General features: G+C 45.1%; 18 protein-coding genes and 1 pseudogene. 11 read left to right on the plus strand and 8 right to left on the minus strand.

What is annotated here, in order from left to right; genetic code table 11:
* Nucleotides 1-104: 104 nt before the first annotated feature.
* The 4 genes from DS742_RS25355 to DS742_RS25370 form a co-directional block, all read right to left on the minus strand.
* Nucleotides 105-815 carry a YkgJ family cysteine cluster protein gene (locus DS742_RS25355; RefSeq protein ID WP_117419717.1) on the minus strand — a complete coding sequence of 237 codons (711 nt, stop codon included), beginning with the start codon at nt 813-815 and terminating at the stop codon, nt 105-107.
* A gap of 125 nt (nt 816-940) precedes the next feature.
* Complete coding sequence (locus DS742_RS25360) at nt 941-1,369, minus strand: hypothetical protein (protein ID WP_117419718.1); 429 nt, start codon at nt 1,367-1,369, stop codon at nt 941-943.
* Between the two features lie 25 nt (nt 1,370-1,394).
* Nucleotides 1,395-1,610 carry a hypothetical protein gene (locus tag DS742_RS25365; protein WP_117419719.1) on the minus strand — a complete coding sequence of 72 codons (216 nt, stop codon included), beginning with the start codon at nt 1,608-1,610 and terminating at the stop codon, nt 1,395-1,397.
* 20 nt (nt 1,611-1,630) lie between these two features.
* Nucleotides 1,631-2,032, minus strand: coding sequence for a hypothetical protein (locus DS742_RS25370; RefSeq protein WP_117419720.1), 402 nt, complete (start codon nt 2,030-2,032; stop codon nt 1,631-1,633).
* A 1,621-nt stretch (nt 2,033-3,653) separates the two neighbouring features.
* Between DS742_RS25370 and DS742_RS25375 the strand changes: the two genes are divergently transcribed.
* The 10 genes from DS742_RS25375 (at nt 3,654) to DS742_RS25415 (ending at nt 9,458) form a co-directional block, all read left to right on the plus strand.
* A complete protein-coding gene (locus DS742_RS25375) occupies nt 3,654-4,175 on the plus strand; it encodes a hypothetical protein (protein ID WP_117419721.1) in 522 nt (173 codons plus the stop codon).
* A gap of 21 nt (nt 4,176-4,196) precedes the next feature.
* Nucleotides 4,197-4,484 carry a hypothetical protein gene (locus DS742_RS25380; RefSeq protein WP_117419722.1) on the plus strand — a complete coding sequence of 96 codons (288 nt, stop codon included), beginning with the start codon at nt 4,197-4,199 and terminating at the stop codon, nt 4,482-4,484.
* A gap of 138 nt (nt 4,485-4,622) precedes the next feature.
* On the plus strand, nt 4,623-5,534 hold the full coding sequence (locus DS742_RS25385) for a hypothetical protein (RefSeq protein WP_117419723.1): 912 nt from the start codon (nt 4,623-4,625) through the stop codon (nt 5,532-5,534).
* Between the two features lie 13 nt (nt 5,535-5,547).
* Complete coding sequence (locus DS742_RS25390; RefSeq protein ID WP_117419724.1) at nt 5,548-6,243, plus strand: protein-tyrosine phosphatase family protein; 696 nt, start codon at nt 5,548-5,550, stop codon at nt 6,241-6,243.
* A 120-nt stretch (nt 6,244-6,363) separates the two neighbouring features.
* Nucleotides 6,364-7,380, plus strand: coding sequence for a hypothetical protein (locus DS742_RS25395; RefSeq protein ID WP_117419725.1), 1,017 nt, complete (start codon nt 6,364-6,366; stop codon nt 7,378-7,380).
* Nucleotides 7,381-7,548: 168 nt separating this feature from the next.
* A complete protein-coding gene (locus DS742_RS25400; protein ID WP_117419726.1) occupies nt 7,549-7,920 on the plus strand; it encodes a hypothetical protein in 372 nt (123 codons plus the stop codon).
* A gap of 20 nt (nt 7,921-7,940) precedes the next feature.
* The gene (locus DS742_RS25405; protein WP_117419727.1) at nt 7,941-8,372 is read left to right on the plus strand and encodes a DUF4313 domain-containing protein; all 432 of its coding nucleotides are present in this window, start codon (nt 7,941-7,943) and stop codon (nt 8,370-8,372) included.
* A gap of 16 nt (nt 8,373-8,388) precedes the next feature.
* Nucleotides 8,389-8,532 (plus strand): hypothetical protein, encoded by a 144-nt coding sequence (locus tag DS742_RS29075; protein ID WP_170313592.1) that lies wholly within the window; start codon nt 8,389-8,391, stop codon nt 8,530-8,532.
* A 60-nt stretch (nt 8,533-8,592) separates the two neighbouring features.
* Nucleotides 8,593-8,898, plus strand: coding sequence for a hypothetical protein (locus DS742_RS25410; RefSeq protein ID WP_117419728.1), 306 nt, complete (start codon nt 8,593-8,595; stop codon nt 8,896-8,898).
* 77 nt (nt 8,899-8,975) lie between these two features.
* Nucleotides 8,976-9,458 (plus strand): hypothetical protein, encoded by a 483-nt coding sequence (locus DS742_RS25415; RefSeq protein WP_147325874.1) that lies wholly within the window; start codon nt 8,976-8,978, stop codon nt 9,456-9,458.
* A gap of 122 nt (nt 9,459-9,580) precedes the next feature.
* Here the strand turns inward: DS742_RS25415 and DS742_RS25420 are convergent, their stop codons facing one another.
* Genes DS742_RS25420 through DS742_RS25435 form a run of 4 tightly spaced genes read right to left on the minus strand, consistent with a single transcriptional unit; the run spans nt 9,581 to nt 12,529 of the window.
* Nucleotides 9,581-10,252, minus strand: coding sequence for an IbrB-like domain-containing protein (locus DS742_RS25420; protein WP_242996802.1), 672 nt, complete (start codon nt 10,250-10,252; stop codon nt 9,581-9,583).
* Nucleotides 10,215-10,676 (minus strand): GNAT family N-acetyltransferase, encoded by a 462-nt coding sequence (locus tag DS742_RS25425; RefSeq protein WP_117419730.1) that lies wholly within the window; start codon nt 10,674-10,676, stop codon nt 10,215-10,217. Before DS742_RS25425 ends, DS742_RS25420 begins: the two co-directional genes overlap by 38 nt.
* Nucleotides 10,648-11,973 (minus strand): DUF3440 domain-containing protein, encoded by a 1,326-nt coding sequence (locus tag DS742_RS25430; RefSeq protein ID WP_242996804.1) that lies wholly within the window; start codon nt 11,971-11,973, stop codon nt 10,648-10,650. The genes DS742_RS25425 and DS742_RS25430 overlap by 29 nt, the downstream gene beginning before the upstream one ends.
* A 49-nt stretch (nt 11,974-12,022) precedes the next feature.
* The gene (locus DS742_RS25435; protein ID WP_117419731.1) at nt 12,023-12,529 is read right to left on the minus strand and encodes a hypothetical protein; all 507 of its coding nucleotides are present in this window, start codon (nt 12,527-12,529) and stop codon (nt 12,023-12,025) included.
* 590 nt (nt 12,530-13,119) lie between these two features.
* Here DS742_RS25435 and DS742_RS30165 point away from each other — a divergent pair.
* A pseudogene (locus DS742_RS30165) lies at nt 13,120-13,873 on the plus strand (hypothetical protein); the annotation flags it as partial.

A 13,873-nucleotide genomic window follows, 5' to 3' on the forward strand; every position in this document is an offset into this window, starting at 1 on the left:
TAATTTCAAGTATAATAATTAAGGTTTATTTGTCTATTTTTAGCACATTGAATCGGAAACAATCAATCATATCAAAAATGTCAAGTTAAAATTCAGGTTTCCGGTTATTGCAGTGGCATCATTCCGATAATCCAGACCGCTTTTTCGGCATTTGAAATATACTGCGGCAAGAAATCTTCTGCCGTGTTATAACTAAGATACAGCAAGACATATATTAAAGTCCAAATCTTATTCAGCAGGCTTTCTCCATAGATTTTTTCTGCCTTGCGAATGACCGTTCCAATTTCCAATACAGTCTGATGCCATCTTTTGAAGAAATCATCTTCCAACGGTATACCAAAAGCTTCAAACCATTTGCGGACTGTATGCGTCTCCTTGCCATCCCCACACCCTGGGTCATTCAATATATATTCCACCTGGCATTCCTGAATTTTGTCTGAGGAACAGTCGGCCCCATCAATTTTCAAGCAGCGGCCTACCGGGAACATGGCACACACAGTCGGCTTTGATTTGTGAACGGAACACCGACGATCCTTGAGCAATGGGCAGCGTTTGATACTGCCCTGCGGTTTGAGCCGTACAATGGGAATGCGGGAGCTGTCGCCAATATAGGATTCACCGTAACGATTGATTACCTCTTCCGGTGACAGGTTTAATTCCTTCGCCAGATTGTATAGGTCTTTTGGATTAAGAAGGATGTCTTCCCGGTTGACGCAGCATTTACCGCATTGAGTGCAGTGAAACTGGAAGGGCTCATCCACACCGATTTTTATTTCATCAAAATGCTCAACTATATTCTGTAATCTATTATCCATTCTAAAACGCCTCCTGATTTAAAAGTAAAAAGGCACCAATAACGGTGCCTCTCCAAGTGGGAAATCGATCCGGTACTTTATACGCAAGATCAATTCTGTTCAATTGTTTCATCTTTACTGCCAAATTACACCCAAAACCGATCTGAAGGGCAAAGCGCATCTGTCTTCAGAAGCTGTAACCGATAGGTTTCCATACAGTGGTCATCTTCCGGGAAAACATTATATTTATCCGGAATGATGACCCGAAGCACCCAGCGCCCTGTTTCTATATACTTTGTCAGCCGAATGTTGCAATCCTCATAAATCCCTGCCACCATATCGCCGTCTTTGAAGCGCTCTCCAGCCTGCACCCGCAGTCCAAGGGTATTCAGGATACGCATAATCTCCCGATGTCCCAAATGCAGTACCATTTGAAAATCCATATGTTCATACCGTTCCATGCCGTGTGTATGTGCGTTACAGGTGTATGGCAGAAAGTTGGTTTCAACTCTGCCACATTCATCGCACGCTCCGTTTTCACAGCAGTGGATGATCCAGTCTACCTTTTGTTTCATTTAATTCATCCTCTCTTTTGGGCGCTCAAATCGAACAACCTTCGTTTGATCTTGCCACTGTTTCTTTTGTTTCCAGTTCTTCATAGATAGCACCGCATTTGATACAGGTAAATGGGCCAAATGGTTTGCCGCTGTAATAGACAGCCTGCTCTCCGGTATACTGGCCGCTGCCATCTACGAAAATATCGTGATGGCAAACCTGATGGGCACTAAATCGTTCGCTTCCACATTCACATCTCATTTTTGATTCCGCCTTTTATTTTATACATAGCTCAAAGGATCTGAACAATACTTACTAGCATATTGCCTTAATTCATGAAATCGCTCCCTCAGCAGGCTCTCCGCCTCTTCATGAGACAAAATCTCCTTTTTCTTCAGAGTCACCCAGCGAAGATAGCGCAGATATTTTTTCAGTTTGGGGCACTTGCTTTTATCCGTGCATTTTTTCACACGGCCGTTAACAATGTATAGAAAAGGTACGTCTTCATCCCGGTTTTCAACGGTCACCACTGTACCTGTGCCTTGGCTACCGATAAAGCTTGCGATAGTCAACGGGTTTCCATCGAAAATGGACGAGTATTCTACGCCCCCACCCATTGCGATGAAATGGGTCCTGCCAACTGTATCGCCTTTTGGCATACGAAAAAGATTATCTTGGTTCATTCGTATTATCCTCCAATCATTTTATTTTTTCTTTGTTCTTGTCCGCTCAGATATACTGCTTTCTAAGCAGCTTGCCTCAAGTCATTTAAGGCCCGTTAATCGTAATGAACATCTGCTTTCCTGATAAGGTATTGACTGATAAGCCGACTGGTCTTCCTCTGCATCTCATTTTGGTTCCGCCTTTCTCTTTCATTTATCCTTAAGCGCAATGGCTCTAAGGGCAACAAAAAAGCGAGACTGACACACGGAGCCGATTGTTCGGCTATTGTTCACGCAAAAAGTGTGAACCGTGGTCATTCTCGCTATATCAATGGGAAAATCCCTGAAAATAAAAAAACTCAGTAAGATAGCAGCCCGATGGGCACAATTATCCTACTGAGATTTGGCTACAAACTTAACAACGTGTGCAATGCGAGTATTCTCGCGATACTATCTCAAGAAATAGTAGATTCCAAGGAGTCACGCACAAAAATCAATTACAGCTTAATGTTATCACTACATATAGATTTTGTCAATTGTTAAAACACTATATGTAGGCAAAATGCTGTTATAAGATAAGCTAATTTTTTTTATTTTACATATACTCTCTGTTCTTACTGTTTCCAACGGGTCTAAGAACCCCTTCTACAAATCTTATGTTCCCCCTTCTTTCTAACACATTCTAACCATTCTCGTCGGCGAGATGTGTTAGCATTTTTCGACCACATTTGCCAGCCAAATGTAAACTATTCTTTCACAATTACTGCAAATCTTCACAAATAAAACACCGCATACAAGTTAATATCTTTGTAATCGGTTATCTATATAAAAAACGTGTAATTGAATCGGGTCACTCCCACTTTAATTTATAATTATGTTAAATAATCTCCGGTTAGATGATAATCTGCTCAACATTCCGATTTTTCTTGCGGATTATGCCGACCAGCTAATCGGTATCACCATTAAGCAAGTGAATCATAGAGAATAAAAGAAGTGTGCCTGACGGGGCATGCGCTAATAATAAAGGTATTCGCGCAGTACATTCCATTCTTGCAAACCCACGCAGCAAAACAATATGATGTGTTTTCATCTTGACAAACTACTATATATAGAGGTATACTGAAAATGTAATTGATTTTTGTGCGTTGCCTTCGGGCTACAGTCCAGATGGCTTGTATCATGGAGTAATCCGCTTTGCACACGTTGTCAAGTTTGCATTTCAAGTGTCAGTAGTATAACTGCGTCCTTTGGGGCCGGTTGATTACTGGCACTTTTTTTATAGATATCTTAGCCGTAAGGCAGAAAGGAGCCGTTACATCCGGTTTAATCTGATATAGAATATTGGGTACGGAGAATCAGCAAAGAACCGTCATACCTTCCTACAAACAAAGAGGTTGACGGTGACAAAGAAAAATTGCCGGATTGATAATCTATTTCTGGCGCCATTAAGAGGGACCGTTAGCGTTCTTTCAGAGAGATTTCTGAAGACGCTGGCGGTTCCTCTTTTTTTGTTTTCTGCATTTTTAATGAGACTGCCATATTTACAGTATGGAGACAGGTGCGTTGACACAATGCGAGACGTGCAGATAACATGTCCCTGCTGTGGCTTGGTATGGTGTGAGTGAAAGGAGGTGACAAACAAATGAATGGATTAATCATTAAGGTGCCATATGTTTCCCTCTGGGACGGCGGTGTTGAAATCACAACGAGCGCAAAGCTCAATCTAAAAACCGGTGCATTGACGGATATCGAAACGGTAGATCCTGCCGATAGGGTGCAGGTATGCGAAAGGGAGTACATCATTTTAAATGATGACCAAATCGATACCCTTTGGGATGAAAACCATGGCTACTGGGTTCAGTTGCATAACGGACAGGTTGGGCCTTGTACAGAAAACTATGCAGCACACAGAGAAGCCATGGCGGACCTGAGCATAGCCGATGTTGTTAAAATTACGGATTATGTTGCTGTGCTGTCTCAATTTCTGAACGATGGCAATGAAGTCCTGGATGATATGGACAGTATCCTCGCGCCGTTTGAAGTGGTGATAAACACGCTGAGAACGCCAGAGACCTGCAGACATCAAGACTGCGGCTGTTATTTGTATAAAAGTGATTTGCCGCAATACGACTATGTGTGCCCAGAATGTGATGAAAACTTTTGAGTTGGAGGAAAGGTGTTTGCCATGAACATTGACAAATGGATGGGCTCATATAAAATAAGGGCATTCCAGTGGATAGACGGCAAGCGGATATACTTCAATGTACAGTATTACGCTCCTGGTCAATCAATTCAAAAACCGCCTGTATGGGATAAAACAATTTATGTTACCGATGATGCAGCCGGGCGAAGAATCGTATGTGATTTTACACAATCACTCGTTGATTACGTTGCAAGAATGCAAATTCCAAGCGGCACTGAGGTCATATTGACGGCTCAAGTGACCGCATCAGGTGCAGGATGCATCTTTTGAACTGTGTCCTTTAGAGCTAAAAGAATGAGAGGAAGGGGATAACTTTTCCTCTTGTTTATGTCTGTGCCTGAAAACAGCGCTATTCTCATGCGCAAGTAATACGGGTAAACCCGTTCATAGATTTAAGGAGGGATTGAGATGGAATTATTAAACATCTATTATTTAGTGCAAGAATTCTATGCCATTGAGGCAATATTTGCCCTGCTGTCTACAAACCCGGGCAGTAATTTTGAACCCATGAGATATAGTCATAGCCGGTGGTATCGTGACTTTCATGATTTCCGTGACGAATATATCTTGAAATTCGCATCTGCTATCTATGATTATACGGTTTCCGTTGTCGCAGCGGAACTGCGTCATTGCAGGTCGAAAGCTTCCCAGTATTTAAAGGACTACTACTCGGCAGACCTGCCAAGAGATGAAGTCTATCGTGACTGCGCCGTATACAACAAAGATGATATTTTAAAAGCGGGCCTCCGGCTGTTTGATACAGAGCGCGTGAAATGGAATTCCTCTTTCGGCGGCGAAAAATGGAAACAAATCGCAAAAGCTGGGCTCATGAAGGGTAAGGTAAGCGATTGTGTGTTTATTGACCACTGCGTTGACCTGTCTCACAACTGCAGCATCTATTTTGATAAACGTGCAGGAATCTTTAACCTGCAGTACTTACCGGAATATATTGATTTTCTGAATTTTAAACGGGTGTGTGAGCCTCAAGCCTTGCTCGGCACCAAACAAGGATATCATCTTAATCGGCTCCTCTGGAGGGCAAATAACCTGAACATCATTGATGTAAAGGCAGCCGCCGATTCCAACCTCTCTGCTCGTGACGTGGCCGAAACGCTCCTATTTGCTTACCACCCTATTGTATGGGGGGATAAGCGATTGGAGCATTCTGAAAGCAACATCATAACACTGCAGTATTTTTGCAGTGACAGAGACCGTGAATACAGGCGCGAATATAGCCGTGATACCAGCCCTGAAAGCAGCCCTGATAGTAGCGGTGAAAGCAACTGTGAACACATCCGCGAACATAAGCAAGCCGCTTAAGAGAGGAAATGCTATGAGTAAAAAAAAGATTGTAACCAGAAGAACAAAAACACCGTGCCATATCGGGCCGGTGGAAGTATCAAAAAACCTGTTTTGTGGCAGTGAAGCGGAATCCTTCGCTATGGCTGAGGCGCCCATTCAAGTAGACACGCTGGTTCCCTTAAATGATCTGAACCCGAAAATATGGGATAAGGGATTCCGCGGTGAGATTCTGTACTACCCAATACATGATTACGGGACTTTACCGGATGATGTGTTAGATGCACTCATCTCAAAAATCCTTGACAGGTTAAGCCACAACAAGAAGGTTGGCCTGTTCTGTATGGGCGGACATGGCAGGACCGGCTATATCGCGTCCATCGTTTTAGGCAAGCTGGGGCATAAAGACCCCATAGCCTTTTTGAGGACGAACTATTGCAAGCAGGCCGTCGAAAGCAATGCGCAGATTCAGCATATTGCCGATGTATTAGACCGCCCGGAGCTGGTGGAAAAGTATAAAAGTGCAGTCGGGGATCTGAATGATTTCATCTCTTTCAACCGCTTTAATTTCGGGCATGGATATTTCACATCCCACGCTGCAAGAGGCGCGGCAGAGGAACATACCTGTGATGAGTGCGCTTACTTTAACTTGTATGGATGCAGGCTTTATAATGATTATTACGTGAGCGGATATGATCTGGCCTGCAGTGACTTTACTGAAATAGATTGATGACTCTCCTGCGTACCATGAAAAATTGTCATGGAAGCCGGTAGAAAGTTTATCAATCGTACTTAGAAACAAGAGGAAGGGCTCCCCCCTTCCTCTTGTTTCCCTGAAAGGAACGTGAGAATGGATACACTGGCTATTTTAGAAAAATTCGAGGAGGTTGAAATCTCCAATGTGAGCCGCATCTCCCCGGAAGAACTGGCTTTTTGTACCACGCAGCAGGTGCTGTACAGAAAGGTTTTGGGGCAGCATTTTTACTCATTTGATGTGTTACAGCAGTTAAAAGATGACTGCCAGGAATTTATGCAATCCATCGATGAGGACAATGCGTATGACAGCCATGGCTCCACCTATCATCACTACAGCTGCTCGTATGTAGAGCTTCAAAAAGAGGATTTCGCCCTGCAGCATATTGGGAGCATCCATAATAGATTTATTTCCATCATCCTTGGCTATTTTAAGCGGAAATACAATGTTTCCATCGATGAGCCCGAATATGAGCTGCTTTTGGGTATTAAGAAGCCGGAGCGACCCGAACACTCTTTTTATGGCTTTCGTGACCTGAGCGATGAATACAAGGAAAAATTGCGTCTGCAGTCACAAGCCTACGAAGACGCCTATAATGCTTATCTGGACGCCGTTATCAACGCGGAGCTTGATTACAATCTTTTGCTGGATCATATTTTTCTGGAGCTTAACGGCAGCACCTTTGCCGAGCGGGTTGAACAGGAAATTAAAGAGGCCAGCCAAAAGGCAACGTGCACGTACCACAAAAAGGTGAATTACGAGATCAAAAACAAAAAGATTGCATTTGATATTCTTTATCCGAGGAAAGATTTTCGCAATTCATACGAGGTTGAGCTTAACGGTGAGGGGTATCTGGCCATTCTCCGTGCCCTCTCCTATTTTAACAGTGACAAATGCCAGAATGAAATATATTCAGGATGGTACCGCTTCACCGGTTACAGCAAGTACGAATCGGACGGAATTTTTGATTCGCATGAAGCCGGCAGTTCAAAGGTTCTTGGCTTCAAATACTATAAAAATGGCAAGTTTGAGGTCACATTTGACACCCACACGACCGCCAGGGAATTTGCCCTAGAGTTTCTATACAGTGAAGGGGTAAAAAGTGCGGACTAATACTGCCAAATACTCAATTCAGCAGATGGTTATACCACAGGAACACAGAGCCAATATCATCGTACAGATTCGATGAGGCAAACAAAAAATATCGCAAACCTGCCACTGCCGGAAACGGCCTGACAGGATCAAGGAAATACCTATAGAAAACGAAAAGGAGATAAAACCATGAGACATTATGATTTCCCCACTTATTTTTACAAGGAGGGCGAACCGCCCTATTTGGTCGCCATGAATCTTCAAAAGGACATTACCACCTGTATTGAAAACAATACAAAAAACATTTGCGCATGGATTATGATCCAGGGGCTGCTCGCCAGTCTGGAGATTTGGACGGCCAACGGTGAATTTGTGCTCTCTGCATTATCTACATTTTTAGATAAGGTTCCGGACCAGGCTTGGGTTGTCCAGGGACTTCAGCCTCTTCTCGTCCCCATGCAAATGGGTGAGGTTGAAGTCCCTGAGGTTGTGTACTTCAATCCATCTGACTTGGAAGGCTACGAACTCTGCTTTCCTGATGACTGCAAATTTGCAAACTAAACTCTCGAAAGGAGATCAACATGAGAAAGACGATTGATCTATTTTATAATGGCAAAAAATACAAAGTCCGCCCACTTGTGAATCGGTATCAGGCGAATGGAAATTTATCTGTCTGGTTCGATTACAGAGGCCAGATGGACTTCGATGTAACAGTTAATATCAGTTCTCTTCCGTCGTTCATGGCGGCATTTAATGAAAACTTTTTGCATAGTGAAGATATCCTAAAGGCCGTCATAGAGTACGGCCTTGCGGTACCTACAGGCGAATCCGTCCAAAGCGGATTTGTTTCCTATCCAATTTACCGATTTAACCGGGATGTGCTATACCGTTATGATCCGGAGGGCACAACGATATATGAGCAGTCGATAGATTGCCCTCCAGAGCCTGCCAAGAGTCTGAAAGAGCAATTTCCTGGTGCAGTCATTATAGAAATGAACGATAAGAAATCATGAAATCGAGGTAAAAAGTATGACCAGACGAAGAATTGCATTGATTGACCCCCAGACGCAGCAAATCTACTGTACGCCGGAGTTTAACGGTGACAGAACAGAGCTTTTGCAGATGGGATCTATGGATAGCTGTGACAAGTACTGGCCACCGCTATCACCCTGAATGAAAGAAGAATGAGGATGAAATGGATTAAAAAGATGATTGGGACGGGAGGTGTGCCTGATGCAGGATAAGCATATAAAGACACTTGAAAAAGCTTTGCTCGCGCTGGCGAAATATCTGCCTCCTGATGAGCACGATGTCTATGAAGAGTTTTTGGACACTTACCGCTATTTTTATGGTAAGTGGAAAAGACAAAAGCAGTCCTACCAGACCAATGCCGAACATTACAAAGAGGTATCACGTCAGTGGCGTAAGGACAATCAGGATAAGGCAAAAGAGTACCGGCGTCAGTATGCCCAGAGAAAAAAGGAGCAAGCTTCAGGTTCCGCGAATGATGAGCAATCATCCCAGTCGTCGGAAAAATAATCATTTGTGAAGGAAGGGTTAGCCCTTCCTTTTTATATGCAGACAGGAAATCATCAATGATTATGGAGGATAAGATCATGAGGAAAGAATACGCAAGGAACAAGATAATTGCCTTATATGGCAATGCAAAAGAGATTGCCGAAGCGGAGGCCGTTCTTGATACACTGGATGGCCTGGAAGGTGAATTTGTTGGACACTGGCTGCCAAACGAAGGTGAACTCCGACTTAAACTGCAGGATGCAATAGATCTCCATAAGATGAAAGCCAGTATTCTGGTCGATGGGAATACCGTATATCCATATGTGGAAATCATAAAGCAGTATGAGCGGCTCAAAAAAAGCGGGAAACTTGAGAAAATGAGCAATACATTTTATCAGTTTCTTCACCTGAATTTCGATATTGCCCATTACGACAAATACGGATATATTGCCTACTACAACAACAATTTTGCAACCTTACAGAGAAAAATTCTGGACCGCGCAACAACTCCGGCATGGCATACCGATGTGCGGCGCATATTAGACCATATACAGGAGAAGACCATCCGGAAAGCTGCATAGGCTGTGATCGCATCATGCCAAAGAAACGTGTGGACTCTTAATATTGGGGACGGAGGAGCTTGAAGCTTCCCCGTCCCCGTACGTTTCCCGTTGGTTATGTTAGATTTGATATTAATAATCTGTCATTTGTAATATTTCTTTTCAAACTCCGTCCAGGATTTAGAAAATTCGTGGTTTTGAAACGCTTCTTTCAGCCCGCTGATCTGTTTCAGACGAATGATCTCGTCCAACTCCATGCCTAAGCTCTCGCTGATTTTCATTTCCGACCATCCCATCTGAGTCAGGCTAACAACAATCTCGCTCATCGACCGGATCTGGTGGGTACCCCTTGCCCTATTATGGCGTATGGTGGAGCCCATGCGCTCATCAAGGGGTTTGTCGATGGTCGTCAGAGGCAGATATCCGTGGTGCTTTGCCGCAATATCGGGATACCGACCGGCCTTGTTGCGATGAAAACCATCCGTGATCTCATAGTGGGCATCATCAATACGGTAGGAGACGATTGGCTGGGTGAAATCATCAACGCGGATCGATGTATACAGCAGCGCCATCTCATCGGGTGCGACTATATTCGGATTGTAATCGTTGGCGTATACCCGGTCGGCCGGAATCCACTCCACAACGTCTACCGGATCGTTAAACGGTGAGCACTCGCCCAGCGCTCGGCGGATTTTATTCAGCGTATGTACTTTTTCTTCCAGTTCCATCGGCACAAGAAGCTCCCGGAGCCTTTCAATATGTTCGTCAATTTCCGTGTTACATGTTTTGTACTTTTTCATATTTGCCGATTCCACTGGCAACCTCCTGACCTTCGCTGCATAAAAACCAATAGTGTTTCGTTGCCCTGTATACGTCAAATCCCCGCCGTATGTAGTAGTCCCGGATAAAGTCGACGTTTGTTGCGGTTCGGATGGGCATGTCCAGTCCGCTGCAATACTTGAACCGGATATCCGTCAACGCTTTGAACAATCCCTGCCTGCGGTGTCCTTCCTCAACATATTCCGTTGTGAACAGGACATATTCGTCCATGATCCGCAGGGAGGAAAACGCGATAACTTTCCCGTCTCTCTCAATCACGAACCATATCCTGTCGGACTCGTTGCGCAGGTAGGGCATCCGGCGCAGATACTGTTCTTCCGCAAAAAAACGCCCCATTTTGGAGTAAAAAAGCTCCTTGTCATATTGCCCCTCAAAGCACTGTATCTTTCCTGTTATCATCCGCCACAATCACCTCCCTCATATGCTTGTCCTCTACATCTTCCAAATGAATGAGATGAAGATACTTTTCTCGGAGCTCTATCAATCGTTGTGCATCCAGCTTTGTGGGGGCAAAGCTGAGCCGCCGCATCCAAAAATCGTTCTTTTCGATGGCTCGTGCCACCCGCCGCCATGAAGGAACCTTTTTTTGCGCTTCCATTTTCCGGTCAGCCTCGTCCGGGATGATATCCAGAAAAATGCCATGCTCCTCCCACCAATCAAGGTATGTTTTAATCTTACGGTAATAATGATCTCTCAGCTCCGGCGCGTACAGCCCCAGAGATTCCAACAGGAATACCGCATACTGCTGCCAGGTCATTCCGGAGGGCTTTTCGGACTTCATGTTGCCCAGCAAGGAAGATCTGGCGTAGATATTGCCAAAATTCACACCATGCACCCGGTTCACCACTTTCTCCCATGTTTCTGGTTCCAGCGCCCTGAACTGATCCAGCCCATTTCGCTGGTCGTCGCCGTAGGGCTGGCAGAGCCGCTGCTGGTGGATGGAAAGCCCATTTTTATACATGAGCTCGTAAATTTCATTAAAGGCAAGATCCAGCTGGCTGACTGCACCCCAGATGTCCTCTGTCCTCCAATCATAAATTGGGTAAAAGTGATAGACCTCACAATCAGCATCGGAGGTGCGCAGCTTTGTCGTCCAGCCGTAATGGTCGTACCGCATTTTATTTTTATTGATAATGGTATTGAAACGGTTGAGGCTTTCATCGCTTCGAATCGCTATGCCAACCCCTATAGGCGTACCTGCCTGCTGTTGAAACCACTGGCTGAACAGTGGTGTAAATTCTTCAAATTCCATCCCTTTATAAAACCAGTCCCAGCCTTCCGGCAGGTTGTTTTCGTGAATGACGCATTCGTGAGCGGGCATATCCCGCACCCATTTGTTACGTTCATTTTGGTCCCAGCAGATCCATTTCGGCTGGATTACCGATACTGCGTTTCGAAGCGATAAAGGCAGGCAGCACCAATAGAATTGGTCTACCACATCCTCTGTAAGCCGGCGCAGCTCCTCAATATGTTCAATGGTCGCACGGTACTGACTTTCGAGATCGATATACAGAACACTAAATTTCCGGTTCTTTTTTCGTGCTATGTATGCACAAAGTTGGAGCATCACCGACGAATCTTTCCCGCCGGATACGCAAAGATAAAGATGAGGAAACTTCGCAAATATGATGTTGATCCGCTTCATTGCCGCGGTAATAACATTCTCGGATGTATAGATTTTAGGGATAGTGATCATCTCCTTCTTATGTACCACACCGACCAGTCAGATGCCAGCCGGTATCGCTTTATTCCCCTTCGTTGCCGGATTCCTGTATTCTGTCAATAAGAATCTGCCTGGCGTATTCCTCAACACTCTGAGCGCCTGCTTGTCTTGCCAGAAGTTCAAAGTCTTTTTGTGCGATTGTCAGCAGCAAGTCCACAGGGGACTCGCTTTCAACAAACGGGTACGGCGCCACTGTCCAATAAGTCCTGAACGAGCCAAAGGTGTAGGATTTCAGCTCCCATTGCGTGACAAAAACCCCGTCCGCATATTCGATGGGCTTGGAAGACTGATAGATATTCCCGCGGCCAGACCATAGCTCTCTTTTTTCAATCAGGGTAAATTCAATATTTGCCACCTCATACCCCGCTTTCGTCAGTTCCTTTCTAAGCTTTTCCGGTCCGTTGTCGGGCAGCATGAAACCGATCACAATAAGGGCCACTATAATTAATCCCAAAACAACGATTGTCAGAATAGGATGCTCCGGGTCCCGGGTATCGAAATGCTCCGTCCATCTGTTTCTTTTCGCCATAATAAAGCAACACCTCCTTCATCGATTGGGGCGATAAAATAATGGAAACCGGCTTGGATGTTGGCATACCCTTGTACATCCGGCCGGTTTACCTATATGTTTAAGTGGTTCATCTTAATTTTATCAAATTTTTGTCTGTCATTTAAGCCCGATGAAGGTCAACTTTTGACAACCTTTTGGGGGATTCTCCATGATTCCACGAAGGTATTTTCCTTGAAAAGAACTTTACAAAACACGAAAAAAACAATGCTACAAAGGCAAGTCCCTGTACTATACTGAATCGTGATAGCCCCGCGAAGGCTTGGGAGAACACAGCTGCGTTCCGAGTGGATAGGAAGGATTAGGCGGCTCTGGTATTTCTGGCATCCACGGTCTGCATTCTGGATGATATAGAATCTGGCGGAACCATATTCATGCCGTCCTCATCGGCAAAATGCCGTGTGGATCACCAGAAAGATACACAAATCAGTAGAATATGACATATTTTATTATATCTGTATTTGTGTGCTTGTGATAAAGGACATGGCTTTGCAATGCCTTCGATGAGCAAACCCACCAGTACATGTATCAAATAAAGGAGGCGTATGCCCATGAGTAATACATCATTGCAAGTGGAACGTTTGGAGGCAGGAAGCGTTGCAGCAGACCAAAATGTAATTTTCGACTCTATCCTGTTTCAATCTGAAAATATAAGTTATAATGCGACGACTGGCGTAATTACCCTACTTGAGCCGGGAAGATATGAGTTTGATTGGTGGGTGGCAACACAATCGTCACTTTCGGTAAACGGTGCCGGCTTTGTTCTGGTTTCATCTCAGGGAGATTCCGTAATCGGCAATTCACCCATAAAGACCGGAGAGGTCGTTGGAGTGGCGGTTATAGAAGTTTCGGCGGTTCCAGTTACAGTGGAGCTAAAGAACAACAGCGCCGCAACGGTTTTTTATTCTTCTATTGTACCGGTAAAAGCCAGCCTGGCTGTAATCGGGGATGACGAGAGCGGCGGTATAGGTCCTACCGGCCCGCAGGGGGATACTGGCCCCACTGGGCTGCAAGGCGATACTGGTTCGACTGGTCCGCAGGGGGAAACTGGTCCAACTGGTCTGCAAGGTGATACAGGCCCAACAGGTTTGCAAGGCGACACTGGCCCCACTGGGCTGCAAGGCGACACTGGTCCCACTGGCCCGCAGGGTGATACTGGCCCAACAGGTCTGCAGGGCGATACCGGCCCGACTGGTCTGCAAGGCGACACTGGTCCCACTGGCCCGCAGGGTGATACTGGCCCGACTGGTCTGCAGGGTGATACAGGCCCGACTGGGCTGCAAGGCGATACTGGCCCAACAGGTC

Origin of the sequence: Lacrimispora amygdalina, from assembly GCF_003432035.1 — a bacterium.
Lineage (GTDB): Bacteria > Bacillota > Clostridia > Lachnospirales > Lachnospiraceae > Lacrimispora > Lacrimispora amygdalina.

What these genes read in the sequence shown, in the direction of transcription:
- DS742_RS25435 (WP_117419731.1), bottom strand. Translation starts at nt 12,529, where the DNA reads ATGGCGAAAAGAAACAGATGGACGGAGCATTTCGATACCCGGGACCCG.
- DS742_RS29075 (WP_170313592.1), top strand. Translation starts at nt 8,389, where the DNA reads ATGACCAGACGAAGAATTGCATTGATTGACCCCCAGACGCAGCAAATC.
- DS742_RS25380 (WP_117419722.1), top strand. Translation starts at nt 4,197, where the DNA reads ATGAACATTGACAAATGGATGGGCTCATATAAAATAAGGGCATTCCAG.
- DS742_RS25390 (WP_117419724.1), top strand. Translation starts at nt 5,548, where the DNA reads ATGAGTAAAAAAAAGATTGTAACCAGAAGAACAAAAACACCGTGCCAT.
- DS742_RS25385 (WP_117419723.1), top strand. Translation starts at nt 4,623, where the DNA reads ATGGAATTATTAAACATCTATTATTTAGTGCAAGAATTCTATGCCATT.
- DS742_RS25400 (WP_117419726.1), top strand. Translation starts at nt 7,549, where the DNA reads ATGAGACATTATGATTTCCCCACTTATTTTTACAAGGAGGGCGAACCG.
- DS742_RS25370 (WP_117419720.1), bottom strand. Translation starts at nt 2,032, where the DNA reads ATGAACCAAGATAATCTTTTTCGTATGCCAAAAGGCGATACAGTTGGC.
- DS742_RS25375 (WP_117419721.1), top strand. Translation starts at nt 3,654, where the DNA reads ATGAATGGATTAATCATTAAGGTGCCATATGTTTCCCTCTGGGACGGC.
- DS742_RS25410 (WP_117419728.1), top strand. Translation starts at nt 8,593, where the DNA reads ATGCAGGATAAGCATATAAAGACACTTGAAAAAGCTTTGCTCGCGCTG.
- DS742_RS25355 (WP_117419717.1), bottom strand. Translation starts at nt 815, where the DNA reads ATGGATAATAGATTACAGAATATAGTTGAGCATTTTGATGAAATAAAA.
- DS742_RS25415 (WP_147325874.1), top strand. Translation starts at nt 8,976, where the DNA reads ATGAGGAAAGAATACGCAAGGAACAAGATAATTGCCTTATATGGCAAT.
- DS742_RS25425 (WP_117419730.1), bottom strand. Translation starts at nt 10,676, where the DNA reads ATGATAACAGGAAAGATACAGTGCTTTGAGGGGCAATATGACAAGGAG.
- DS742_RS25360 (WP_117419718.1), bottom strand. Translation starts at nt 1,369, where the DNA reads ATGAAACAAAAGGTAGACTGGATCATCCACTGCTGTGAAAACGGAGCG.
- DS742_RS25365 (WP_117419719.1), bottom strand. Translation starts at nt 1,610, where the DNA reads ATGAGATGTGAATGTGGAAGCGAACGATTTAGTGCCCATCAGGTTTGC.
- DS742_RS25405 (WP_117419727.1), top strand. Translation starts at nt 7,941, where the DNA reads ATGAGAAAGACGATTGATCTATTTTATAATGGCAAAAAATACAAAGTC.
- DS742_RS25430 (WP_242996804.1), bottom strand. Translation starts at nt 11,973, where the DNA reads ATGATCACTATCCCTAAAATCTATACATCCGAGAATGTTATTACCGCG.
- DS742_RS25395 (WP_117419725.1), top strand. Translation starts at nt 6,364, where the DNA reads ATGGATACACTGGCTATTTTAGAAAAATTCGAGGAGGTTGAAATCTCC.